Annotated in this window: 23 protein-coding genes; 8 read left to right on the forward strand and 15 right to left on the reverse strand. The window is 73.3% G+C overall.

What is annotated here, in order from left to right:
• Positions 1-41 precede the first annotated feature (41 nt).
• Positions 42-236: a hypothetical protein gene (locus BLW47_RS09060; RefSeq protein WP_089010688.1), complete on the reverse strand. Its 195-nt coding sequence runs from the start codon at positions 234-236 to the stop codon at positions 42-44.
• A 564-nt stretch (positions 237-800) separates the two neighbouring features.
• On the opposite strand from BLW47_RS09060, the gene BLW47_RS09065 reads away from it, so the two are divergent.
• Together BLW47_RS09065 and BLW47_RS09070 are read left to right on the forward strand one after the other, a co-directional pair.
• Entirely contained in the window at positions 801-1,508 is a 708-nt protein-coding gene (locus BLW47_RS09065; RefSeq protein WP_091554302.1) for a CAP domain-containing protein, read from the forward strand.
• A 176-nt stretch (positions 1,509-1,684) separates the two neighbouring features.
• Positions 1,685-2,323: a spherulation-specific family 4 protein gene (locus tag BLW47_RS09070; protein WP_175543553.1), complete on the forward strand. Its 639-nt coding sequence runs from the start codon at positions 1,685-1,687 to the stop codon at positions 2,321-2,323.
• A 153-nt stretch (positions 2,324-2,476) separates the two neighbouring features.
• Here BLW47_RS09070 and BLW47_RS09075 read toward each other — a convergent pair whose 3' ends face one another.
• The 9 genes from BLW47_RS09075 to rsmD form a co-directional block, all read right to left on the reverse strand.
• Positions 2,477-4,699: an MMPL family transporter gene (locus tag BLW47_RS09075; protein WP_091554309.1), complete on the reverse strand. Its 2,223-nt coding sequence runs from the start codon at positions 4,697-4,699 to the stop codon at positions 2,477-2,479.
• Positions 4,700-4,939: 240 nt separating this feature from the next.
• The gene (mutM, locus tag BLW47_RS09080; protein ID WP_091554312.1) at positions 4,940-5,803 is read right to left on the reverse strand and encodes a bifunctional DNA-formamidopyrimidine glycosylase/DNA-(apurinic or apyrimidinic site) lyase; all 864 of its coding nucleotides are present in this window, start codon (positions 5,801-5,803) and stop codon (positions 4,940-4,942) included.
• A gap of 49 nt (positions 5,804-5,852) precedes the next feature.
• The gene (rnc, locus tag BLW47_RS09085) at positions 5,853-6,614 is read right to left on the reverse strand and encodes a ribonuclease III (RefSeq protein ID WP_091554316.1); all 762 of its coding nucleotides are present in this window, start codon (positions 6,612-6,614) and stop codon (positions 5,853-5,855) included.
• 16 nt (positions 6,615-6,630) lie between these two features.
• Positions 6,631-7,584, reverse strand: a complete 954-nt coding sequence (locus tag BLW47_RS09090; RefSeq protein WP_091554320.1) for a phosphate acyltransferase PlsX — start codon at positions 7,582-7,584, stop codon at positions 6,631-6,633.
• 115 nt (positions 7,585-7,699) lie between these two features.
• A complete protein-coding gene (gene rpmF / locus BLW47_RS09095; protein ID WP_091554324.1) occupies positions 7,700-7,873 on the reverse strand; it encodes a 50S ribosomal protein L32 in 174 nt (57 codons plus the stop codon).
• A gap of 5 nt (positions 7,874-7,878) precedes the next feature.
• Positions 7,879-8,442, reverse strand: a complete 564-nt coding sequence (locus BLW47_RS09100) for a YceD family protein (protein ID WP_091554328.1) — start codon at positions 8,440-8,442, stop codon at positions 7,879-7,881.
• Positions 8,443-8,621: 179 nt separating this feature from the next.
• A complete protein-coding gene (locus BLW47_RS09105) occupies positions 8,622-9,119 on the reverse strand; it encodes an SPFH domain-containing protein (protein WP_091554675.1) in 498 nt (165 codons plus the stop codon).
• Positions 9,120-9,282: 163 nt separating this feature from the next.
• On the reverse strand, positions 9,283-9,771 hold the full coding sequence (gene coaD / locus BLW47_RS09110; protein WP_091554332.1) for a pantetheine-phosphate adenylyltransferase: 489 nt from the start codon (positions 9,769-9,771) through the stop codon (positions 9,283-9,285).
• Complete coding sequence (rsmD, locus tag BLW47_RS09115) at positions 9,768-10,331, reverse strand: 16S rRNA (guanine(966)-N(2))-methyltransferase RsmD (RefSeq protein ID WP_091554336.1); 564 nt, start codon at positions 10,329-10,331, stop codon at positions 9,768-9,770. Before rsmD ends, coaD begins: the two co-directional genes overlap by 4 nt.
• 322 nt (positions 10,332-10,653) lie before the next feature.
• Here rsmD and BLW47_RS09120 point away from each other — a divergent pair, with 322 nt between their 5' ends.
• A complete protein-coding gene (locus tag BLW47_RS09120) occupies positions 10,654-11,820 on the forward strand; it encodes a hypothetical protein (RefSeq protein ID WP_091554339.1) in 1,167 nt (388 codons plus the stop codon).
• Between the two features lie 245 nt (positions 11,821-12,065).
• Here the strand turns inward: BLW47_RS09120 and recG are convergent, their stop codons facing one another.
• On the reverse strand, positions 12,066-14,267 hold the full coding sequence (gene recG, locus BLW47_RS09125) for an ATP-dependent DNA helicase RecG (RefSeq protein WP_091554343.1): 2,202 nt from the start codon (positions 14,265-14,267) through the stop codon (positions 12,066-12,068).
• Positions 14,264-15,889, reverse strand: a complete 1,626-nt coding sequence (locus BLW47_RS09130; RefSeq protein ID WP_091554346.1) for a DAK2 domain-containing protein — start codon at positions 15,887-15,889, stop codon at positions 14,264-14,266. Before BLW47_RS09130 ends, recG begins: the two co-directional genes overlap by 4 nt.
• 260 nt (positions 15,890-16,149) lie before the next feature.
• On the opposite strand from BLW47_RS09130, the gene rpmB reads away from it, so the two are divergent.
• Positions 16,150-16,341: a 50S ribosomal protein L28 gene (gene rpmB / locus BLW47_RS09135; protein ID WP_091554350.1), complete on the forward strand. Its 192-nt coding sequence runs from the start codon at positions 16,150-16,152 to the stop codon at positions 16,339-16,341.
• Positions 16,342-16,466: 125 nt separating this feature from the next.
• Here the strand turns inward: rpmB and BLW47_RS09140 are convergent, their stop codons facing one another.
• Both BLW47_RS09140 and BLW47_RS09145 read right to left on the reverse strand, forming a co-directional pair.
• Positions 16,467-16,934, reverse strand: coding sequence for a GNAT family N-acetyltransferase (locus BLW47_RS09140; protein ID WP_091554353.1), 468 nt, complete (start codon positions 16,932-16,934; stop codon positions 16,467-16,469).
• Positions 16,935-16,976: 42 nt separating this feature from the next.
• On the reverse strand, positions 16,977-17,915 hold the full coding sequence (locus BLW47_RS09145; protein ID WP_091554358.1) for a thiamine-phosphate kinase: 939 nt from the start codon (positions 17,913-17,915) through the stop codon (positions 16,977-16,979).
• Positions 17,916-18,106: 191 nt separating this feature from the next.
• On the opposite strand from BLW47_RS09145, the gene BLW47_RS09150 reads away from it, so the two are divergent.
• Positions 18,107-18,340 carry an Lrp/AsnC ligand binding domain-containing protein gene (locus tag BLW47_RS09150; protein WP_091554361.1) on the forward strand — a complete coding sequence of 78 codons (234 nt, stop codon included), beginning with the start codon at positions 18,107-18,109 and terminating at the stop codon, positions 18,338-18,340.
• Positions 18,340-18,942, forward strand: a complete 603-nt coding sequence (locus BLW47_RS09155; RefSeq protein ID WP_091554367.1) for a DUF3515 family protein — start codon at positions 18,340-18,342, stop codon at positions 18,940-18,942. The genes BLW47_RS09150 and BLW47_RS09155 overlap by 1 nt, the downstream gene beginning before the upstream one ends.
• 30 nt (positions 18,943-18,972) lie before the next feature.
• Here BLW47_RS09155 and BLW47_RS09160 read toward each other — a convergent pair whose 3' ends face one another.
• Positions 18,973-20,073 (reverse strand): D-alanine--D-alanine ligase family protein, encoded by a 1,101-nt coding sequence (locus BLW47_RS09160; protein ID WP_091554371.1) that lies wholly within the window; start codon positions 20,071-20,073, stop codon positions 18,973-18,975.
• 185 nt (positions 20,074-20,258) lie between these two features.
• On the opposite strand from BLW47_RS09160, the gene BLW47_RS09165 reads away from it, so the two are divergent.
• Together BLW47_RS09165 and BLW47_RS09170 are read left to right on the forward strand one after the other, a co-directional pair.
• Positions 20,259-21,494, forward strand: a complete 1,236-nt coding sequence (locus BLW47_RS09165; protein ID WP_091554375.1) for an ATP-binding protein — start codon at positions 20,259-20,261, stop codon at positions 21,492-21,494.
• 231 nt (positions 21,495-21,725) lie between these two features.
• Positions 21,726-23,942: an EAL domain-containing protein gene (locus tag BLW47_RS09170; protein WP_139307202.1), complete on the forward strand. Its 2,217-nt coding sequence runs from the start codon at positions 21,726-21,728 to the stop codon at positions 23,940-23,942.
• Positions 23,943-24,000 lie beyond the last annotated feature (58 nt).

Below are 24,000 nucleotides of genomic sequence, written 5' to 3' on the forward strand. Positions count from 1 at the left end.
GTGTGCGGCGGTGGGCGCCGGGCGACCCGGCGCCCCGGAGATCAGGTCAGTGCCGGCTCGGCCAGCCGCAGCAGATCGTCTGCCTCGGCGGCCGCTGCCGCGAGCCGATCGTTCTCGGCACGCAGGCGGGTGATCTCGAACTCCAGTGCCTGAACCCTGGCACGCAGTCGGGTGACCTCGTCGAGCAGACGCCGGTCGGGCGCCGCACCAACGTGGCCGTAGAGGGCCTTCGCCATATCGTCTCCTTGTAATGCGCTGCCGGAAAGGCCGGCCAACGCGCGCCCAGCTATTCGCGGCTATCCATCCTCGGGCAGGCGAGGGCAGGATCGGGCGCGACTGGCGACCTTCCTATAGTCCGCCCGCCGCCCGCCCTTCGTCAAGCTCCGGTAGGCGCAGATCACTTGCGGGTCGACCGGCATGGGCCGCGGCGCACCGCCACGAGGCGCGAACAAGGTCGCTGTTCGAACGGGAAAAGCCTAACGGAAAGATGTTTCCCGCACGCTAACGAAGATCTTCACGGAAAGTCGATCACCGATTCCGACAGATGCAAGAGCGTCTTATCTCTTCCTTAGCCGCGTTGTCGCCCCGCCGGGCCCGCCCGTACCGTCGCAGCCGTCCCGATCCGCCGGACAGTGGATCCCGCCCGACCAGTTGGAGGCAACGACGTGCCCGGGGGCAGCGAAGGGTCCCGTCCGCGGCGGCGCCCGACCCGAGCGGGCGGAGCCGTCGATCCGACCGGCCGGCCGGGTCGGCACCGACGGCCGCGACGATCGCCCGTACGGCTCGGCCTGATCGCCGCGGTGGCGGTCCCCGCGCTCACGCTCGGGGCCGGCGCGCTGATGCGACCAGCGGAATTCTTCGCCACCGACCCACCCCGCCGGGCCGCCGCCACGCCGCTGGACGACCCTTCCGGCCAGCCGGCGTACGCCCGGACGCGGTCCGGGGTCCCGCCGACCGCGTCGCCGTCGCCCCCGGCCGCCGGCCGGGGCGCCCCGGAGCCCCGCGCGACGCCGGACCGCACGGCCACGCCGTCGTCGCGACGCGCGCCCCGCTCCGCCCCGTCACCCGCCGCCCCGTCACCCGCGGCGCCGCCCCGGGCGGCCGCGTCCGCGGCGCGCGCCGCGGACGGCGTCGAGGAGCAGGTCGTCGCGCTCGTCAACCGGGAACGCTCGGCCAACGGCTGCGGCGCCGTAACGCTCCAGCCGCAGCTGGCCGAGGCCGCCCGGCTGCACAGCGCCGACCAGGCGGCGACCGGCACGATGTCGCACACCGGCAGCGACGGCAGCTCACCGTGGGACCGCGCCGAGCGGGCCGGCTACGCCCGGGCGATCGGCGAGAACGTCGCCGCCGGCTACCGCAGCGCCGACGCGGTCATGGCGGGGTGGATGGACAGCCCGGGGCACCGCGCGAACATCCTCAACTGCGACGCGAGAGCGATCGGCGTCGGCCGGGCCGCCGCCGACGACGGCACCCCGTACTGGACGCAGATGTTCGGCTCAGCCCTCTAGCGCGGGCCGGCGGGCCAGGGCACCGCCGACCGTTCGCACGGCCGTGCCGCCGCAGGCGGTCGGCTCGTTGTTCCGAGCGGAAAGTGCCGCCGTGCGTCGTTCGGCGTGCCGAACGACGGCAGCTGGCGCCGGCACGGCCGCCGCGGGCCGAGCCGATGCGACCGGAGGAGGTAGCGATGAGGACAGTGCTGCCGCTCTACGTGCACCCGCTCGACGCGCCGACGGCATGGCAGGCCGAGCGCCTGGGCGACGTCACGGTCGTGGTGAACGTGCACGACGGCCCGGGGAAGAAGCCGAGCGCCGTCTACGAGGTGGTGCTCGCGCAGCTCGCCGAGGGCGGGGTGCCGCTGCTGGGGTACGTCGACCTCGCGTACGTGTCGCGCCCGCTCGCCGACATCCTCGAGGAGATCGAACGGTGGGCGGCCTACCGGGTGAACGGCATCTTCTTCCACGCCGCGCCGACCAGCCCGTTCGGCCTCGGACCGGTCTCGATGGCGATCCGGGTCGCGCGCGGGTTCGGCCTGCGGGACCTGATCCTCAATCCGGGCGAACCCACCGATCCCGTCTACCGCGATCTCGACGTGCCCATCTGCACGTTCGAGGGGAGCTGGCAGGACTACCAGCGCTGGCCGCCGAAGGGGAGCCAACCCGGCGACGGGCACCTCGTCTACGGGGTGCCGACCGACAAGGTGGACGCGGCCCGGCGGCTGATGCTGCTGCGGCACGCCGGCTTCGGGCTCGCCACCGACCTCGACCTGCCGCACCCGTACGCGGGGCTGCCGGCCAGCATGGGCGAGCTCTCCCCCACCCCGTGATCGCCGGCGGTCGGCGGTCAGCCGGCCGATGTGGAAGGTCCTGCGCGCCGGGTCCGGAGCGCGAGCCGCGCCGACGGGCACGGCCCCCCGCCGGTCGCCGACGGGCACGGCCCCCCGCCGGTCGGCGGGGGGCCGTGCGCGTCGTGGCGGCGGCTACCGCGCGCCCACCAGCTCCGGCTCGGGCGTCGGGGCGGCGACGTCGACGACCGGCGCCGGACGCTCGCGCAGGAACCGCGGCGCCCACCAGTTCGCCTTGCCGAGCAGCGTCATCAGCGACGGCAGCACGACCGCCCGGATGATCGTCGCGTCGATCAGGATGGCGGCGGCGAGGCCGACCCCGATCTGCTTCATCTCGATCGCGCTGAGCGTGCCGAAGATCGCGAACACCGCGACCATCACGATCGCCGCGCTGCTGACCACGCCGGCCGACGAGGTGATGCCGTGCGCCACCGCCTCCCGGTTCGGCATGCCGCCGCGCACCGCCTCGCGGATCCGGCTCACCACGAAGACGTGGTAGTCCATCGAGAGCCCGAACAGGATCACGAAAAGGAAGAGCGGCAGCCAGGAGACGATCGCGCCCATCGAGGTGAAGCCGAGCAGCCCCTCGGCCCAGGTGTTCTGGAAGACCAGCACCAGCAGGCCGTACGCGGCTCCGGCGGAGAGCAGGTTGAGCACGATCGAGGTCAGCGCGACCACCAGCGACCGGAACGTGATCGTCATCGCGACGAACGTCAGCAGCAGCACAAAGCCGACCACCAGCGGCAGCTTCTCCCTGATGTGCGCGGCGTAGTCCTCGCTCTCGGCCACGGCGCCGGTCACCGCGTACTCGACGCCGGGGATCTCCCGCAGCGTCGCCGGCACCAGGTCGGCGCGGAGCGCCTGCAGCGACCGGCGCGCCTCGTCGGTGCGGGTGGCGTACGGCGTGGCGATCTCCAGTGTCGCGACCCGGCGGTCGGCGGAGACCTCGAGCTGCGGGCCGTTCGCCTCGATCGGCGCGAAGAGCGGGTCGGCCGCGGCCCGGGTGGCGAGGTCGGTGAGCGCGGTCCTGACCGCCCCGGCCTGGGCCGCGTCGGCCCGCACCGCGACGGTGTGGGTGGTGCCGGTGCTCGGGAACGCGGCGGTGAGCCGGTCGTACGCCTGCATGACCGCGGTGCTGCGCGGCAGGTCCTCCGGGCCCGGGAACTTCAGCTTCATGTCGATGGCCGGTACGGCGAGCGCGAGCAGCAGGCCGGCGGAGATCACCAGCGTGGTGCGCGGGTGCCGCAGCGCCGGGCGCAGCACGGCGGGCCAGAACCGGGGCGGGACGGGGGCGCCGTCCGGCCCGACGCGGTGGGCGGTGAGGCGCCAGAGCAGCGGCACGCGGGGCTTGTCGATCCAGCGGCCGAGCTTGGCGAGGACCGCGGGGAGCACGGTGAGGGACCCGATCACGGCGACGGCGACCACGAGGATCGAGCCGACGGCGAACGAGGCGAAGATGGGGTCGTTGGCGAGGAAGAGCCCGGCCATCGAGATGATCACGGCAAGCCCGGAGACGACGACGGCGTGCCCGGAGGTCTCCGCGGCCATCTCGACCGCGTCCAGGTGGCGCCGGCCCTTGGCGCGTTCCTCCCGCTCACGCCGCACGTAGAACAGCGAGTAGTCGACGCCGACGGCCATGCCGATCAGGAGGATGACGCTCGCGGAGGAGTCGTTCGCGGGCACCAGGTGCGACGCGATCGTGGACAGCCCCATGGCCGCGGCCACCGACGAGAGCGCCAGCAGCACCGGAATCCCGGCGGCGATCAGCGCGCCGAACGCGATGACCAGGATCGCCAGCGTGACCGGGATGCTGAGGAACTCCGCGCGCGTGAAGTCCTCGCCGATCGTCTCGTCGAGCGCCCTGCTGATCGACGGGCCGCCGACCTGTTCGACCCGCAGCTGCGGATGGGCGGTCTGCACCGCCGCGGTCGCGTCCCGCAGCGGCTGGACGCGCTCGCTCGCGGTCGACCGGTCGCCGCTCATCGTGATCGGCAGCAGCAGCGCCGACCCGTCGCGGCTCGGGACCGGCTGGCCGACGGCGGCCACGCCGGGCGTGGACCGCAGCCGGGTCGCGGCGTCGGTCGCGGCCGCGCCGGCGGCCGCGGAGTCCAGCGCGCCGCTGCGCGCGGTGATGAGGACGTTCTCCTGGGCCGGGTGGGCGAAGTCGCCGTCGGCGATGATCGCCTGGGCGTGGCCCATCTCCCCGATCCGCATGTCCTCGTCGGTCATCTCCGTGAGGCCGGCCGCGTTTCCCCCCACGAAACAGACCGCCACGAACACGACCCACAGCGCGATCGCCCGCCACGGATGCTCGGCGCTCCACCGCGCGATCCGCACCGTCATCGGTCGCTTGCCCATTCCGGGCTCCCCCTTTGTCATTGCCACGTTCCGTTAGCGGACATGACGCTAGGGATCGCCGGCCGGACCGACATCCGGGACGCACCCGCGTTCGTCCCGGAGGGCGCGCCGCGCGGGCATCCGGTTCCCCCGCGCTCACGCATTCGGACAACTAGGACGTTCCGGGCGCAGACTCTACCGCTGAATGATCTTGCTATCGGTCACACGGAGGAGTCGTGTCGATCACTACCCCGACGCGGCTCAGGGGTTCCCCCCAACGACCCGCCGGGGACGCGGTTGGCAGCGCGGGCAGCTGTACGACGACCGGTTCATGAACGGCTCGCGGCGGATCGGCGCGCCGCACCGCCGGCAGGGCAGCCCCTCCCGCCCGTAGACGTTCAGCGCGCGGTCGAAGTAGCCGCTCTCGCCATTGACGTTGACGTAGAGCGAGTCGAAGCTGGTGCCGCCCGCCACCAGCGCCTCGGCCAGCACCTCGCGGACGTGCCCGAGCAGCCGCGACGCCGCCGGCCCGGTCAGCGCCTCCGTCGGGCGCGCTCCGTGCAGGCGGGAACGCCACAGCGCCTCGTCGGCGTAGATGTTGCCGACCCCCGAGATCAACGTCTGGTCCAGCAGCGCGCGCTTGACCTCGGTGCGCCGGCGCCGGATCGCGGCGGCGAAGTCGCGGTCGGAGAAGGCCGGGTCCATCGGGTCCCGCGCGATGTGCGCGATCTCCGTCGGCAGCTCCGCCCCGCCCTGAGAGACGGATAGACCACCGAACGTCCGCTGGTCGATGAAGCGCAGCTCCGGGCCGCCGTCGTCGAAACCGAACCGGATCCGCAGGTGCGGCTCGTCCGGGGCGTCCGCCGGCTGCACCAGCAGCTGGCCGGACATCCCGAGATGCGCGATGATCGCGTCGTCGCTGTCCAGGGGGAGCCAGAGGTACTTGCCGCGCCGGCAGGCGTCCAGCACCCGGCGTCCGGCGAGAACGGCCGCGAAGTGCGCCTCGCCGGGAACATGGCGCCGCACCGCCCGCGGGTGACGTACCTCCACGGCGGCGATCCGGCGACCGCTGACCCACTTGGCCAGCCCCTGCCGGACCGTCTCCACCTCGGGCAGTTCGGGCACGGAATCCTCCTCGCGCGTCGCCGACGGGGACGTTCGGCGACCCTGGCGGTCAGACGACGGTGGCGCCGCCCTCGAGCGGCGGGGCGGCGGCGGGCTCGGCGACCTCCTCGGAGAGCGTGCGCCAGGCGGCCTCGGCGGCCCGCTGCTCGGCCTCCTTCTTGCTCCGGCCGTCGGCGCCGCCGTACCGGTTGCCGGCCACCACCACCCAGGCGGTGAAGGTCTTCGCGTGGTCCGGGCCGGCCTCGTCGATGCGGTACTCCGGCACCCCCAGTCCGAGCGCCGCGGTCAGCTCCTGCAGGCTGGTCTTCCAGTCCAGCGCCGCCCCCCGGCCGGCGGACTCGGCCATCAGCGGGTCGAAGAGCCGGTGGATGACGACCGAGGCGGTGTCCAGCCCGTACTGCAGGTAGATCGCGCCGAGTAGCGCCTCCAGCGTGTCGGCGAGGATGCTCGCCTTGTCCCGGCCGCCGGTGGTCTCCTCGCCCTTGCCGAGCAGCAGGTACGCGCCGAGACCGTGCGGGCCGAGCCGTCGGGCCACGTCGGCGAGGGCCCGCATGTTGACCACGCTCGCCCGCAGCTTGGCGAGCTGACCCTCGGGCAGGTCCGGATGGTTGTGGAAGAGCGCCGCGGTGATCACCACGCCGAGCACCGAGTCGCCGAGGAACTCCAGCCGCTCGTTGGTGGGCAGCCCCCCGTTCTCGTACGCGTACGAGCGGTGCGTCAGGGCGCGCTCCAGCAGCTCGGGCTCCAGGCTCACGCCGAACGCCGCCTCGAGGTGCGCCAGGGGTGGGCGGCGGCGTTTGTCGCTGGTCATGCGGTCACCTCGTTGATCATGCGGATACCTCGTCGGGCGCGGAGAGCAGCGCGGAGATCGCCGCAGTGGCGGAGCTGCGGTGCAGGTGGGCGGCGAGCGCGATCCCGGAGGCAAGGTCCTCGCCGGTCGCGGCGCCGTGACAGACGACCGTGATCCCGGCAACGCCCAGCAGCGCGGCGGCGCGCGGGACGCCGCCGCTCGCGGACGGGGCGCCGGCCATCGCGTACGCGCCCTCGATCCCCTTGAGCAGCACGTTTCCGGTGAATCCGTCGGTGACGACGACGTCGGCGCGCGCGCCCAGCGCCACGTCGTACCCCTCGATGAGGCCGACGTAACGGGCGCCGCACGGCAGATTCGCGCCCGCGAGCAGCGGATCGGCGGCGCGACGCAGCCGATCGCCCTTGCCCGGTTCCGCGCCGATCGAGAGCAGCCCGATCCGGGGGGCGTCCACGCCGTGCGCGACGGCCGCGTAGGCGGCGCCGAACGCCGCGTGTTGCGTCAGCGTGGCGGGGCAGGGGTCCAGGGAGGCGCCGACGTCGAGCAGGACCACCGGGTTGGCGACGGCCGGCAGCGAGGCGACCAGCGCGGGACGGCGTACCCCCGGCCAGCGCCCGAACCCGAGCGCGGCGGCGATGACGGTGGCGCCGGTCGCGCCGGCGGAGATCAGGGCGTCGGCCGCCCCCTCGGCGACGGCGGCGACGGCGGCGCGCACCGTCGTCTCCACCCGACCGGCCCGCGCGGGCGCGTCGCCCATGCCGACCGCGTCGCGAACCGGCCGCACCGCCACCCGGGTCCGGTCGCGGGACGGGAGCGCACGAATGATCTCGTCGGCCACCTCGACGGGGCCGACGAGCAACAGGGCGAGATCAGGATCGGCGCGGCACGCCCGCAGAGCGCCGTCAACCACGACGGCGGGAGCATCGTCCCCGCCGAGGAGGTCGACGGCGATCCGCGCGGTGCCCGGCTCCACGGAAACGCCGGCCGGAATAGCTCGGCCGGCGTGCGCCGGAGCCGGTGCACCGGGCAGTCGCCAGGGCGTGCGCGTCACCCGATCGGAGATCGGGAGCGTCACAGCAGGCGAGAGGTCAGACCTCGATGACCTGGCGACCGTTGTAGGTGCCACACACCGTGCACGCAGCGTGCGGGAGCTTCGGCGACTTGCACTGCGGGCAGGCCACCGTCGCCACCGCCGTGGTCTTCCACTGCGCCCGGCGGGACCGCGTGTTGCTGCGCGACATCTTGCGCTTGGGAACGGCCACGGTACTTACTCCTCTTTACGGGTCAATTGCGACAGGCCAGCCCAGCGCGGGTCAACCTGCTCGTGCGTGTGATCGGCCGGCAACTCGTCCAGGTGCACCCCGCACTCGGGGCACAGCCCTGGGCAGTCCTCCCGGCACACCGGGTTCGTCGGCAGCGCGAGCACCACCGCGTCCCGGAGCGTCGGCTCCAGGTCGATCAGGTCGCCCTGCATCCGGCCGACCTCATCCTCGTCCGTCGTCTCGTCCGTGGTGCTGTTCTCGTACGCGTACAGCTCCTGGATCGTGACGGTCAACGAGTCGTTGATGGGGCGCAGGCAGCGGCCGCACTCCCCCTCGACGGGACCCGTGACGGTCCCCGAGACGAGCACGCCCTCCGACACCGACTCGAGCCTCAGGTCGAGGGTCAGGTCGGCGCCTTCCGGCACGCCGATCATCTCCAGCCCGAGGTCCGCCGGCGCGGGAGCCACCCGATTGACCGTACGCAACGCGCCAGGTCGGCGCGGCAGGTCCCTCGTGTCGAGGACCAGCGGCGACCTGGGGTTGAGGTTGATCGACGAATGATTGCGCATAGTCAGACTCCGGCCTGTGAGAGGCCGACGAAACAGGTTACCTGGCCGGGAGGGCGATCGTCGAACTGGGTCCGTTCCACCTCATCGTCCCCGCCGGCCGGCCCGTCCGCCGCCGATTCCCGGTCTCGCTCCGGCGCTCCCGCCCGCCGCAGCCCCCTGCGGCGCGGGAACGCCCTCGGTCAGAACGGCAGCGGGCGTTCGCTTTCTTCCCCGACGAAGGTGCCGATCTCCCGCAGCGCGTGCATCTTGTCCCGACCCCGCTCGATCGAGGCGAGCGCGCGGGTGAGGAACTGCTCGAAGTTGGCCAGCGCGGTGTCGACGTAGTCGTCGACCTCCTGGCGCAGGCGCTGCGCCTCGGCGCGCGCCTCGGCGATGATGCGGGCGCCCTCGTGCTCCGCGGAGACCGTGATCTCGTTCACCGACACGAGCCGGGCGTGCTCCGCCTCGCCCTCGCTGATGATCCGGTCGGCCTCGCGCTTGCCGGCCTCCACGATCTTGTCGCGCTCCTCGAGGAGGACCGCCGCGCGGCGCAGGTCGGCCGGGAGCTCGACCCGGAGCTGATCGAGCAGGGCGATCATCTCTCCGCGGTCGACCATGCAGTTGTTCCGCGACATCGGGACGGCACGGGCCGCCTCCACGATGGCGATGAGCTCGTCGATGCGGTCGAGCGGGTCCACCGGCATCTCTCCTGTCGTTCGGCGGCCGACCCGTACATGATGCAAGGCCGGCCAGGCTGCTGCTGCACCCCATCATGCGGCGTGCGGGGGTCGCGCACCTATCTGCGCAGCCCCGGCGCGTCGTGTCCGTCCCCCGGCCGGGGCCCCGCCCACGCGCGGCGCCTCAGCCCGCCGGCTGCGTCCCGAGACGTTCCCGCAGCCGCTGGTGCACCACGTCCGGGAGGTGCGCCGAGACGTCCCCGCCCCACTTCGCCACCTCCTTGACCAGGCTGGAGGAGAGGAACGAGTAGAGCGGGTTGGTCGGCATGAACAGCGTCTCGACGCCCGCCAGGCCGATGTTCATCTGCGCCATCTGCAGCTCGTAGTCGAAGTCGCTGACCGCGCGCAGCCCCTTGACCACCACCGGCGCGTCCTGTGCCCGGCAGAAGTCGACCAGTAGGCCGCGGAACGCCGCGACGCGCACGTTCCGGTAGGAGGCGGTCACCTCCCGCAGCATCGCGATCCGCTCGTCGACGCTGAACAGCCCGCTCTTCGACTGATTGATCAGCACCCCGACGATCACCTCGTCGAACAACCGGCTGCTCCGGCCGATGATGTCGAGGTGGCCATTGGTGACCGGGTCGAACGATCCGGGACACACCGCACGTCTCATGATCGGCGACCGTACCAAAGCGTGGTCTCGCCGTAGCGCCTACTGCGCTCGCCCGTGATGCCATCCACCCATGTCACCGGCCCGGTCCGGCTGGACCGCTCGACCACCACGACGGCGTCCGCCGCCAGCCAGCCGCCGTCGGCCAGCGCGGCCAGCACGGCCGTGATCTCCTTATCGGGTACGGCGTACGGCGGGTCGGCGAACACCACGTCGTACGGGTCCCCGTCCGGGCCCGCCGCGAGCACGGTGAGCACCTTTCCGATCACGACCCGTGTCGCCTCGCCGGCGCGCAGCGCCGTCACGTTGTCCCGGATGATCCGGCCGGCCTTCGCGTCCGCCTCGACGAGCAGCACGTGGCCGGCGCCCCGGGAGAGCGCCTCCAACCCCACCGCCCCGGATCCGGCGTAGAGATCGGCGAAACGCGCGCCGTCCAGATCGATCATCGTGTTCAACGCGCTGAACAGCGCCTCGCGCACCCGGTCCGAGGTCGGGCGGGTGTGCGCGCCGGCCGGCGTGACGAGGCGACGGCCACCCAGCGTGCCCGCGACGATGCGCGTCATGACGTCTCCCTGGTCATGACGTTGACGCTACGCGACCGGACTTCACCGCTGCGCAACAGATGCGACAGTCGGAAACCACGAAGAGACATCGTCCGGCGACGAGCCGTATATCAATCATCTCGAATCTGCAACATCATCCTTATGCGCGGCTGAGGACCACCATGGACACTCCGCAACGGCTAAGGTCGGGCGCTGTGCCGGCGCAACCCCCGCCGGCGCACGACGTGGGGAGGCGTCACAACCAGGTAGAGCTGCTGTTCCGCCGCAGCCACCCGCCGCCCTCGCGCCGTGCTCTGAAGCCCCCTCTCCTCCAGGAGTACGCGTGTTCCGTCCCAAGCTGTCGCTGCGGCGGCCACTCGCGGTGGTTGGCGCCGCGATCGTCGGCCTCACCGCGGCCGTGGCGATGCAGTCGCCCGCAAGCGCCCACTACAGCGTGCCCAAGGGCACCGCGATCTGTGACACCACGACCGGCGAGTGGGTCGTGACGTGGACCGTCGAGAGCAAGGTGCACTTCGATTCGACGCACTTCGCGCTCCACCACGTCGCCGTGACCCCGCAGGGCACCACGGTCGAGGGCATCCCGGTCACCCAGGAGCGGAACAAGTACCCGCACTCGGTGAACGACAAGCTGACCGGGACCCAGCGGGTTGCCGGCGACGCGCGCCAGGCGACGCTGGCCACCAAGGCCAAGTGGAACGACGGCTACAGGGAGCAGGAGGCCCAGCGGAGCAAGGTCACCTTCGAGGGCAAGTGCGAGAAGGAGACGGTGCCGAGCCCGGAGCCGACGCAGAGCCCGGAGCCGACCCCGGAGCCGACCGCGACGCCGCAGGAGCCGACCCCGGTCACCACGCCCACCGCCGCCTTCGCCTCGGACTGTGAGGGCGCCGTCACGGTGACCCTGAGCAACGGCGCCGACGCCAACACCGCGGTGAAGCTGACCGTCAAGGCCAAGGACTTCAACGAGACCTACGAGATCGCCCCGAACAGCAGCAAGAACGACATCGTCGTTCCCGCCGGCGCCGGCGCGATCACCGTCACCGAGGGCGAGAAGTCGGTCGGCGAGCCCTACACGTGGCAGAAGCCCGAGAACTGCGTGAAGCCGGGCGAGCCGACGGGCGGCTTCGAGTCGACCTGTGACGAGCTGGTCTTCATGATCGCGAACCCGGAGAACGGCAAGGCCGTCACCGTCACCTTCACCCCGAACAAGGGCGAGGCCAAGACCGTGACCGTGGAGCCGGGCAAGACCGAGACGGTGAAGTTCCCGGCCGAGGAGGGCCTGACCGTCACCCCGTCCGGCGACGGCCTCGACGAGGTCGCGCCGATCGCCTGGGAGAAGCCGGCCGACTGCGGCGGCACGGGCGGCGGCGGTGCCCTGCCGGTGACCGGCGCGGCTGCCGGCACGATCGCGGGTGGCGCCGCCCTCCTGCTGATCATCGGTGGCGTGCTGTTCTTCATCGCGCGGCGTCGCAAGGTGACCTTCACCGCCTGATCCGCGCCAACCGCTCCACCTGAGCACATCGTCTGAGGGCGCGTCGACCACCCGGTCGGCGCGCCCTCAGCGTTCCGCCGCGGCTGACCACGGGTCAGGTGCCGCGGCGTTTCCGTTCACGCCTCAGGAGCTCGCCAGGAACAGCAGCCACAAACGACCATCCGTCCTGCCGTGTCTGGCCTCGTCGGACATGACACCCCGCCTCATCCTGGATCAATGGCAGCCGACGCGGACGTCAAGAGGCGCTATCCCTTCTCGAGGTACTCCGCGCGCTCCTCGTCGACCAGCGCGGCCATCGAGGTCGCCAACGCCGGATGCCGCTCCAGCTCCGGGTCCTCCTCGACCAGCGCGATCGCCTCGGCGCGGGCGTCGCGGATCAGATCGGTGTCGCGCAGCAGCGAGAGCAGTCGCAGGTGCGAACGACGGCCCGACTGCGTCGCGCCGAGCACGTCGCCCTCGCGCCGCTGCTCCAGGTCGAGCTCGGCCAGCCGGAAGCCGTCCGTTGTGGACGCCACCGCGTCCAGCCGTTCCCGCGCCGACGTGCCCTCCAGCGCCTCGGTCACCAGCAGACAGATTCCCGGCGCGCTGCCCCGGCCGACCCGGCCGCGCAGCTGGTGCAGCTGGGAGACGCCGAAGCGGTCGGCGTCGAGCACGATCATCACGGTCGAGTTCGGCACGTCGACGCCGACCTCGATCACCGTGGTCGCGACCAGCACGTCGAGGTCGCCGGCCGCGAAGGACCGCATGATCGCGTCCTTCTCGTCGGCGGGGAGCTTGCCGTGCAGCACGCCGATCCGCAGCCCGTGCAGCGGCCCCTCGGCCAGCAGCGGGGCGACCTCCAGCACCGCCAGGGGCGCGCGCCGGCCGTCCTCACCGGGCTCGCCGGCCTCCTCGGCGGTGGCCGGGCCCTCGCCGATACGCGGACACACCACGTACGCCTGGTGTCCGGCGGCGACCTCCTCGCGCAGCCGCCGCCACGCCCGGTCCAGGTACGCCGGCTTCTCCGCGGCCGGCACGACGTGCGAGGCGATCGGCGAGCGCCCGCGCGGCAGCTGCGACAGCGTGGAGACCTCGAGATCGCCGTAGACGGTCATCGCGACCGTGCGCGGGATCGGGGTCGCGGTCATCACCAGCACGTGCGGCGGCTGCTCCGCCTTGGCGCGCAGCGCGTCCCGCTGCTCCACCCCGAAGCGGTGCTGCTCGTCCACGACGACCAGCCCGAGATCGGCGAAGTCGACGCCCTCGTACAGCAGCGCGTGGGTGCCGACCACGATGCCCGCGTCGCCGCTGACGACCTGTTCGAGCGCACGCCGGCGGGCCGCCGCGCCGAGCGAGCCGGTGACCAGCGCGACCCGGGTGGCGTTGTCGGCGGAGTCGAGCTCTCCGGCGCGGCCGAGCGGCCCGAGCAGGTCGAGGATCCCCCGGTAGTGCTGCGCGGCGAGCACCTCGGTCGGGGCGAGCAGCGCCGCCTGCCCGCCGGCGTCGACCACCTGCAGCATGGCCCGCAGCGCGCACACCGTCTTGCCGGACCCGACCTCGCCCTGCAACAGCCGGTGCATCGGATGCGCCGTGGACAGGTCCGCGGCGACCTCCTCGCCGACCCGACGCTGGCCGTCGGTCAGCTCGTACGGCAGCCGCGCGTCGAACGCGGCCAGCAGCCCGGCCTCCGCGCGGGGGCGCGGGCGCGCCGGCCACGACGCCGCGCGGTGCTTGCGCTGCACGAGCGTCAGCTGCACGGCGAACGCCTCGTCCCATTTCAGCCGCCGACGCGCCTTGCCGAGCATCTCCTTGGTGGACGGCCGGTGGATCTCCCGCAGCGCGGTGTCGAGCTTCAGCAGGTTGCGGCCGGCCCGTACCTCCGCGGGCAGCGGGTCCTCCGGCGCGGTGAAGGTGTCGAGCACGACCCGGACGCAGCGGGCGATCACCCAGGTGGGCACCGCGGCGGCGGCCGGGTAGACCGGGATGAGCGCGCCCGCGAACTCCTCGATCTCCTCCTGCGCCGCGGCCTCGCCGTCGGTGGCGCCGTCGCCGAGCAGCACGTACTCCGGTCCGTTGAGCTGGCGCTTGCCGCGGAACTCGGTCACCTTGCCCGCGAACAGCCCCCACCGGCCGGGCCGCAGCTCGCGCTCGCGCCACGCCTGGTTGCCGAAGAACGTCAGGGTGAGCGTGCCGCCGGAGCCGTCGCCGACGGTCGCCTCCAGCAGGTTGCCGCGCCGCTGCCGCATCGGGCGTACGGCGGTCCGCTGCACCTGGCCGAGCACCGTGACCTGTTCGCCGACCTCCAGGGAGCGGATGTCGGTGTGCTCGCCGCGCTCGTCGTACCGGCGGGGAAAGTGGTAGATGAGGTCGCCGGCGGTGTGCAGGTCGAGATGGCTGGCGAGCGCCTTCGCTGTCTTGTCCCCGACGAGCTTCTTCAGCGGCGTGTCCATGGTGGACGTTTCCGTCATTCGATCCCCACCAGCAATGGATAGAACGGCTGCCCGCCGTCGTAGCTGTGCACCTCGACAAAGGGCCAGTGCTCGGCGAGGTGCGCGCGGACGGCCTCGGCCAGCCCGGGCGGGGCGTCGGCGCCCAGCAGCAGCGTGACCAGCTCCCCGCCGCCCCCGAGCATCCGGTCGAGCAGGGCCCGCGCGGTCGCCGGCAGGTCATCGCCGACCAGGTGCACCTCGCCCTCGACGAGGGCGAGCACGTCGCCGGGGTGGCACGGCCCGGCGATGGTCAGCGCCTCGCGGGCGGCGTAGCCGACCTCCGCGTACCGGCAGGCACCGGCCGCCTCGGCCATCGCGATCACGTCGTCCTCGAACCGCCGTTCGGGATCGCGGACGGCGAGCGCGGCGAGCGCCTGCACCGGCGAGCGGGTGGGCACCACGCTCACCCGGAGCCCGAGGGCGTGCGCCTCCCGGGCGGCGGCGCCGGCGACGGCCTGCGTGTCGGGGTCGTTGGGCAGCACGACGATCCGGGACGCCCCGGTCGCGCGGATCGCGTCCAGCAGCTCGCCGGTGGACGGGTTACCGGGGACCACGGTCGCCCCCTCGTCCGTGAAGAGTCGCGCCAGCCCCTCCCCCGGCGCGACCACGACCGCGGACCGGGCCCGCGGGGTCGCCGGCGCGGCGGGCGGCGCCGGCCGCGCCGCGATCTGGTCGGAGAACCGCGTCACCGAGATCTGATGCGGGCGTCCCGCGACCACCCCCGCCTCCAGCGCCGCGCCGACGTCGTTGACGTGGACGTGGACCTGCCAGGTCGGCGGGGCGCCGTCACCGGTCCCGACCACCACCAGCGAGTCACCCAGCCCGTCGAGCACCGTGCGCAGCCGGTCCACCGCGGCCGGCTCGGCGTCGAGCAGGAACTGCACCTCGTACGCGTACTCCTCGGAACCCGTCTCGCGGCGGACCGCGGCCGGCGGGCGGACCGCGCGCGGCGCGGGCGCCGGCCGGGGAGCCTCGCCGGTGACCACGTCGACCAGGGCGTCGAGCAGGACACAGAGCCCGCGTCCGCCGGCGTCGACGACCCCGGCCCGGGCCAGGACCGGCAGCTGCTGCGGGGTGCGGGCGAGCGCCTCGGCGGCGGCGCGCGCCGCGGCCCGGGCGACCGTGGCCAGGTTGTCGGAGTCGGCCCGCTCGGCGGCGCTCGCGGCCGCGGTGGCCACGGTGAGCACCGTCCCCTCGACCGGCTTGGCGACCGCCGTGTACGCCGCCGTCGCCGCCGCCCGCAGCGCGGCGGCGAGCGCGCGCCCGCGGACCGCGGCGGTCCCGGCGAGCGAGTCGGCGAGCCCGCGCAGCAGCTGCGACACGATCACGCCGGAGTTGCCGCGGGCGCCGAGCAGCGCCCCGCGGGCCATCAGCCACAGCACGCGCCCGTGCGGGGTGCGCGCCTGATCGTCGGCGGGGTCGGCGTCCCCGGCGACGGCCTGGTTGGCCGACGCGAACGTCAACACCAGGTTGGTGCCGGTGTCGCCGTCGGGCACGGGGTAGACGTTGAGGTCGTCGATCTCGCCCTGATGCCGTTTGAGCGCCTCCAGGCCGTCCGCGCACCAGCGGCGCACGGCTGTGGCATCGAGGGTTTCCAGCACGGCAGAAGCCTACTTGCGCGCACCGACAGCCGCCCCGAGGCCGGCCCGTGTCCCGGGTCCGTCCGCCCCCACCGCCGGCCGCGGGCGCGGCGGTGTCCGGTCGGGGCATAATTCGTCGGCCGAGGGGCGTTGACGGCAACGGCAGGAGGGCCTGACGGGAGGCGATTAGCCCGTTGCCGGCAACATCGGGTAACCTGGCCAGGTTGCCCGGGCAGCGTCCGTCGGCGACCTCATGAACGGATCAATCCCAGGAGTAACCCGTGGCTAGCGTCTGCGACGTCTGTGGCAAGGGACCGGGCTTCGGCCACAACGTCTCCCACTCGCACCGGCGGACCAACCGCCGCTGGAACCCGAACATCCAGTCGGTGCGCACCCCCGCCGGTGGCGGCACCACCCGCAAGATGCAGGTCTGCACCTCCTGCATCAAGGCGGGCAAGGTCGTGCGCGCCTGACGCGTCCGCGCGTCGCCATACCTTCCACGTAGCCGCCGGGTCGTCGACCCGGCGGCTACGTGTGTTTCCCGGACCAAAGGAAGTTCCCCGCGATCAAGGAAGTTCCCCGCCGGGCGGGGAGCGCCTCAGAGGGTGCGACCGAAGGAGATGCAGTTCGGGGAGTCGCGGTAGTAGCCGAAGTTCGGGATCCGCTCGTACCCGCAGGACCGGTACATGGCGATCGCCTCGGGCTGCTTGTCGCCGCACTCCAGGATCATCCGCTTGCGCCCGTGATCACGCGCGGCCTGCTCCACCGCGGCGAGCACCCGCCGCGCGACACCGCGGCCCCGCGCCGCCGGCGCCGTGTACATCCGCTTCAGCTCGGCCGCTTCGCCCGCGTCGCCGTGGCTGCGCCAGCCGGCGCACCCCACCGGCTCGCCCCCGAGGTACGCGACCAGGAAGGTCCCGGCCGGCGGCTCGAAGTCGGCCGGGTCGACCGGGGTGTCGTCGCCACTGCCCCCGTACCGCTCGCCCAGCTCGGCGAGGGCGGCGGTGACCAGCCGTTGCGCGACCGGGGAGTCGAAGCGCACGGCGCGGATCTCGATATCACTCACCCGTAAAGGGTACGGCGGGCCATCGGGCCTTACCGAACGCGGCTACCCGAAGTGGTCCCAGCCGGACGCGCCCTTGTGCGCCCGCCCGTTCACCGTGACCCCGCTGCCCTCGATGACGTGCCCGACGGCCCGCCACCCCTCCGGCAACGGCGTGTCCTCCGGGAACGTCGCGGCCAGCGCGTGGTCGTCCCCGCCGGCGAGCACCCAGAGGTACGGGTCCGCGCCGAGCGCGTGCGCCGCGTCCCGCATCTGGGGCGGCACCTCGAACGCGTCCCGCCGCAGGTCGATCCCGACCCGGCTGGCGGTGGCGATGTGCCCCAGGTCCGCGAGGAGTCCGTCCGAGACGTCGATCATGGCGGTCGCCCCGGAACGCGCCGCCAGCGGGCCGGCCGCGTACGGCACCTCGGGACGGCGGTACGCCTCGACGAGCAGCTTGGGGGTGCGGAACCCCCGCGACAGCACCGTGTAGCCGGCCGCGGCGTACCCGATCCGGCCGGCGAGCGCGACGACGTCGCCGGCGCGGGCGCCGCTGCGCAGCACGGGCGCCGCCCCGTGCAGGTCACCGAGGGCGGTGACGGCGATGGTCAGCGTCGGGCTCGCCGACATGTCGCCACCGACCACGCTCGCCCCGACCTTGGCCGCCTCGGCGGCCAGGCCGTCGGCGAGGTCCTCTGCCCACCGCACGTCCAGCCCGGGCGGGGCGCAGAGCCCCACCAGCAGGGCGGTCGGGATGGCGCCCATCGCGACGATGTCCGCGAGGTTGGCCGCGGCCGCCCGGTGGCCCACGTCGACCGCCGCCGACCAGTCCCGCCGGAAGTGCCGGCCCTCGACCAGCACGTCGGTGGAGGCGACGACCCGCCCGTCGGACGCCGCCACGATCGCGGCGTCGTCGCCGGGGCCCAACAGGCACGCCGGTCCGGCCGACAACCGCGCGGTGACCCGGGAGATGAGACCGAACTCACCCGTCCTCGCCAGGCTCATATGCCCGCCCCGCACCGCATCCCAGCCTCCCGATAACCGCCCCGCCGCACGCACTCGACCATGCCGACCCACACCCTCGTTCCGCGCCGCACCCGACCAGCGCCACCTCCGCTGGGCGCTGTTACGGTCCGCACCGCTCGGTACGGTAGTTTCACGGGCGAGCCGCCCCCGGCGGCGGATAGGAGTGGCTCGTGGTCCAGGCGTACATCCTCATCCAGACCGAGGTCGGAAAGGCCCGTGACGTGGCCGGGTCGATCGCGGATATCTCCGGAGTGGTCCGGGTCGACGCGGTGACCGGCCCGTACGACGTGGTCGTGCTCACCGAGGCGCGGACCGTCGACGAACTGGGCAAGCTCATCGTCAGCCGGGTGCAGATGGTGCCCGGGATCACGCGGACCCTCACCTGTTCGGTGGTGCACCTGTAGTGAGCGGCCCGCACGAGACGGCGCCCCGCGACCGCACGACCCGGCAGGCGGCGCTCTGGGCCACCGCCGTGGCGGTGCCGGTGGCCGCCCTGGTCGCCGTCTTCGCGATCAACCAGCTCAGCCCCGAGGAGCCCGCCGCCGCGCCGACCCCGTCGCCGAGCGTGTCGGCGAGCGCGCCCCGGCCGCAGTCCAGCGCCCCGGTCGCGATGGCCGCGCCCCCGCTCGCCGACCGGGCCGGCACGGTCTGCCGCGCCCTGCTCTCCCGGCTCCCCGCGCAGGTGCGGGACCTGTCGCAGCGACCGGTCACCGCCGGCCACGAGCAGAACGCGGCGTACGGCGACCCGGCGGTCACCGTGGCGTGTGGCATCCCGCTCCCCTCGTTCCCCCCGACCGATCTCGTCTACCCGCTGGACCGGGTCTGCTGGCACGCGGGGCAGCGCCCGGACGCGACGGTCTGGACGACCGTCGACCGGGAGGTGCCGGTGCAGGTCACGATCCCCAAGACGTACGACGAGCCGGGGCAGTGGGTGATCCCGTTCTCCGCGCCGGTGATCGCCGCCGTGCCGTCGGCGAAGACCATTCCGACCGGCTGCGGCGGCTGACGCCCGCGCCGACGGGCGCCGCCGACCGGCTCAGTGCAGCCCGGTCCCCCGCCGCAGCGCGGTGCGGATCAGCCGGTCGACCAGCTTCGGGTACTCCAGCCCGGTCGCGGCCCACATCCGCGGGAACATCGACGTCGGGGTGAACCCGGGCATCGTGTTGATCTCGTTGAGATAGACGTCCAGCTCGGGGGTGACGAAGAAGTCGACCCGGGCCAGGCCGGCGCAGTCGAGCGCGGTGAACGTGCGGCAGGCGTACTCCTGGATCTGCCGGGAGACCCGCTCGGGCATCGGCGCCGGGATCGTGTACTCGCACGAGTCGTCGAGGTACTTCGCCTCGAAGTCGTAGAAGTCGTGGTCCGAGACGACGCGCACCTCGGCCAGGAGCGACGCCTCCGGCGCCCCGCCGGCCTCGCCCTCGAGCACCCCGCACTCGATCTCCCGGCCGACGATCGCGGCCTCGACGAGCACCTTCGGGTCGATCTGCCGCGCCTTGGCGACGGCGGCGTCCAGCTGCGCCCAGTCCGAGACCTTGGTGATCCCGTACGAGGAGCCGGCGCGGGAGGGCTTCACGAAGACCGGCAGCCCGAGCCGCTCCTTGTCCGCCTCCGACAGGGTCACCCCGGCGCGCAGCACCGCGTACGGGCCGACCGGGATGCCCTCGACGGCCGCGAGCTTCTTGGTGAACTCCTTGTCCATCGCGGCCGCGGAGGCGAAGACGTTCGCCCCGACGTAGGGGATGCCGGCCATCTCCAGCAGGCCCTGGATGGTGCCGTCCTCGCCGTACGCGCCGTGCAGCACGGGGAAGACCACGTCGACGCCGGCCAGCGCACGCGGCCCCTCGGCCGGGTCGAGCACCATCAGGCCGTGCGCGGTGGGGTCGCCCGGGAGCACGACGGCATTGCCCAGCCCGGCGGTGATCTCCGGGAGTTTCCGGTCGGTGATGGCGAGCTGCGCCGGATCGCCGCTGGCGAGCACCCAGCCGCCCTCCCGGGTGATGCCGACCGGGACGACCTCGAACTCGTCGGGGTCCAGGGCGCCGAGGACGCTGCCGGCGCTCACGCAGGAGATCCCGTGTTCGGTGCTGCGCCCGCCGAAGACGATGGCCACGCGGGTCTTGCGGGGAGTCGTCACAGAAGAACCTTTCGTCCCAGACTGCGGCGATTGCTGCGTACGCTCGTCGCGCTCACCCGGCAGACCCTACTCTGCGTGGCCGCCCGCCGTGCCCTGACCGCCGGGACCACCGCGAACCGGACGAAGGGTAGACGGACCCAACACCGAACGTGACGATACGGCTCAACGGTTACCATCTCCGTTCCATGAGCGACGATCCCCTCATCGCCAGCCTGAGCGCCGCCGTCGAGGCGCGCCCGGACGATCTGCCGCTGCGACTGCACCTCGCCGCCCTCCTGCTCGACGCGGCTCGCCCCGCCGAGGCGATCGCGCAGCTCGGCCGGGCGCTGACCCACGATCCCGGCAACGCGGAGGCGCAGGCGCTGATGCAGCGCGCGCTGACGGGATCCGCGCCCGGGCCCGCCGAGGCCGGGCCGACGCCGCAGCCGGTGGCGGGCGGGGACCCGCTCGCCGCGTACGAGCGGGAGCTGGCCGACGTGGTGCCGCCGCGCTTCGCCCGCGCCGGCGACGAACCGGAGCCGGTGGTCGGCGACGCCGACCGGATCTTCGACGTGGAGGCGTCGACGATCCGGCTGGCCGACGTGGGCGGGATGACGGCCGTCAAGGAGCGGCTGGACCTCGCGTTCCTCGGCCCGCTGCGCAACCCGGAGCTGCGCCGGCTCTACGGCAAGAGCCTGCGCGGCGGCCTGATGCTCTACGGCCCGCCGGGTTGCGGCAAGACCTTCCTGGCCCGGGCGATCGCCGGCGAGATGGGCGCGAAGTTCCTGTCGCTCTCCATCGTGGACGTGCTCGACATGTGGATCGGCAACTCGGAGCGGAACCTGCACGAGCTCTTCCAGGCGGCCCGGCGCAACGCCCCCTGCGTGCTCTTCCTCGACGAGATCGACGCGCTGGGGCACAAACGCTCGCAGGTCGGCTCCAGCGCGATGCGGACGCTGGGCAACCAGCTCCTCGCCGAGCTGGACGGCATGGAGGGCAGCAACGAGGGCGTGTTCGTGCTCGCCGCGACCAACACGCCGTGGGACGTCGACCCCGCGCTGCGCCGGCCCGGCCGCCTCGACCGGGTCGTGCTGGTGCTGCCCCCGGACGCCGAGGCGCGCGCCTCGATCCTGGAGTACCACCTCCGCGAGCGGCCGATCGCCGGCATCGACCTGCGCCGGACCGTCGCCGCGACCGAGGACTTCTCCGGCGCCGACCTGGCGCATCTCTGCGAGACCGCGGCGGAGTTCGCGATGGCGGACTCGGTGCGCCGCGGCGAGGTCCGGATGATCGAACAACGCGACCTCGACCGGGCGCTCAAGGAGGTCCGCCCGTCGACGAGGCCGTGGTTCACCACCGCGCGCAACGTGGCGATGTTCGCCAACGAGGGCGGCGTCTACGACGACCTGGTGGCGTACCTGAAGCAGCGCAAGCTGCTCTGACCGGCGGACATCACTGACGGACACCCCGAGGTCACTGTCCGGGTTGGGACGTCAAGCGGACGGGGGAACGGTAACGAAGCGGCCGGCCGCCGCGATGGTCTACACGGGATACTTGCTGATCTGCCGTGTTTCGGCAGGGGCCGGTGCGCACGCACCGCCCACCTGCTGGACCACACCCGACCCGCCGGCGACGCCTTCGCGCTGGACGGCCCGACCCTGGGAGGCGCGGCGGTGCCGAGAGAACTGACGGTGGGCGTGCTGACGCCCCACCTGGGGGGCGGCCACTACGGCGCGCTGCTCGACGCGATCACCCGCGCCGCGGCGGCGTCGCACGCCACCGTGGTCGCCATCCAGACCCTGAACGCGGCGCCGGAGCGGATCGACGTGGCCGAGCCGGCGGATCTTCCGGCTCCGGTCGCCTGGGAGCACGTCGCGGGCTTTCTCGTGCTCGACCGCGCCGTCGGCCCCGGCTACCTGGCCGCGCTGCGGGAAGCGGGAAAGCCGGTGGTGGCGGTGGGTGACGGCGCGCGCGGCCCGGAGGACCCGATGGCGCTCGGCCGCACGGCGGTCGCCGCGTTCCTCGCCCAGCTCCGGGATCCGACGACGGACGGGACGGGTCCCGGCGGGTCGGCCGGCTCCGGGGGCGGCCACGGGGACCCGTCGCCGCACCGCGACGGGGGTCCGCCCGCGGAGCCGCCCGCGCCGCACGACGTGGTCCTCGACCTGCTGCGCCCCGGCCAAGGGGATCCGCGGGAGCTGGGGTGGCTGCGGCGCACGTCGGTCCGCGCCGGCGTGCTCGGGCTCTGGGCCGAAGGGCGGTGCGACGCGCACGCCGACGCGACGCTCGAGCTCGCCGGCACGTTCGTCCGCGGGCGAGGGGCGGACGCGGTCGCCGGTGACACCACCTCGACCCGGCACTTCCCGCCGCCCGAGCTGCTGGCGCTGGCCGCCGAGCGCCCCGACGACCTCGTGCAGGTCGTGCCGGTGGCGGGCGGCGGCAGCGACTGGGGGCTGCTGGCGGTGGTCGACGCCGCCGAGCCCGACGCGACGACCGGCCGGGACCGTCTCAACCACTGGGCGGCGCTGCTGACGGTCGCGCTCGACCATCGGGCGGTGCAGCGGGAGCTGCGCGATCAGCAGGAGCAGCTACGGGTGGCCGCCCGCTACGACCACCTCACCGGGTTGGCCAACCGCAGCCTCTTCCTCTGCCGCGTGGACGCGGCGATCGAGGCGGCCCGACACCGGCCGGACCACCGGTACGCGGTGATCTTCGTCGACCTCGACGGATTCAAGGTGATCAACGACAGCCTCGGCCATTCGGCCGGGGACCGCCTGCTGATCCAGGTCGCCGAGCGGATCAAGACGTGCCTGCGCGAGCCCGCCGTGACCGCGCGGCTGAGCGCCGACGAGTTCGTCGTGCTGCTCGACGGGATCGAGGACCCCGCGGCGCCGACCCGGGTGGCGGAACGGCTGCACGCCACGCTGGCCCGCCCGTTCCAGCTGCAGGGTCGGGAGGTGGTCGCCACCGCCACGATCGGGATCGCGTTCGGCGAGCCACGGTACGAGCACGCCGAGGACCTGGTTCGGGACGCGGACATCGCGATGTGCTGGTCGAAGTCGCGCCGGAAGGGCTCACACGCGGTCTTCGACGTGACGATGCACGCCCGGGCGGTGAGCCGGCTGCAGATCGAGACGGAGCTGCGCCGCGCGGTGGAGCGGGACGAGTTCGAGGTGCACTACCAGCCGATCGTGGACCTGCCGACCGGGAAGGTGCACGCGTTCGAGGCGCTGGTGCGCTGGCGACATCCCGAACGGGGCCTCGTGCAGCCCGACGATTTTCTGCCCATCGCGGAGGAGACCGGGCTGATCCTCCCCATCGGTCAGCGGATGCTGGACGAGGTGTGCCGCCGGGTCGCCGCATGGCAGCGGGACATCGGCCGCCCCGACCTCAGCGTCAGCCTCAACATCTCCAACCGGCAGTTCTGGCACGGGGGGCTCGTCGACGACGTCGCGCGGTCGCTGCACGACTCGGGGCTGACCGCGCGGAGCCTCTCGCTGGAGATCACCGAGGGCGTGATCATGCATAACGTCGGGCTGGCGCGGAAGCTGCTGAAGGACCTGCACGGCCTCGGCTGCCGGCTGCACATCGACGACTTCGGCACCGGGTACTCGTCGCTCGAGGCGCTGCACCGGCTGCCGATCGACGCCCTCAAGATCGACCGTTCGTTCGTCTCCGGCCTGGGCGTCGACCCCCGCAGCGGCGAGCTGGTCCGCACCATCGTGCTGATGGGGCGGAACCTCGGGCTCGACCTGATCGGCGAGGGGATCGAGAACGCGGAACAGCGTGAGCACCTGCTCCGGCTCGACTGCACGTACGGGCAGGGGTATCTGCTGTCCAGACCGGTGCCGGCGGAGCCGGCGGCGGCGCTGGTCACCCGGCGGCACTGAACCGGCGCGCTCGCCGCGTCGCCCTTCCCGGCGACCGGCGGGCACGGATGAAGCCGGC

This window comes from Micromonospora pattaloongensis, from assembly GCF_900107255.1.
Taxonomy (GTDB): domain Bacteria; phylum Actinomycetota; class Actinomycetes; order Mycobacteriales; family Micromonosporaceae; genus Micromonospora_I; species Micromonospora_I pattaloongensis.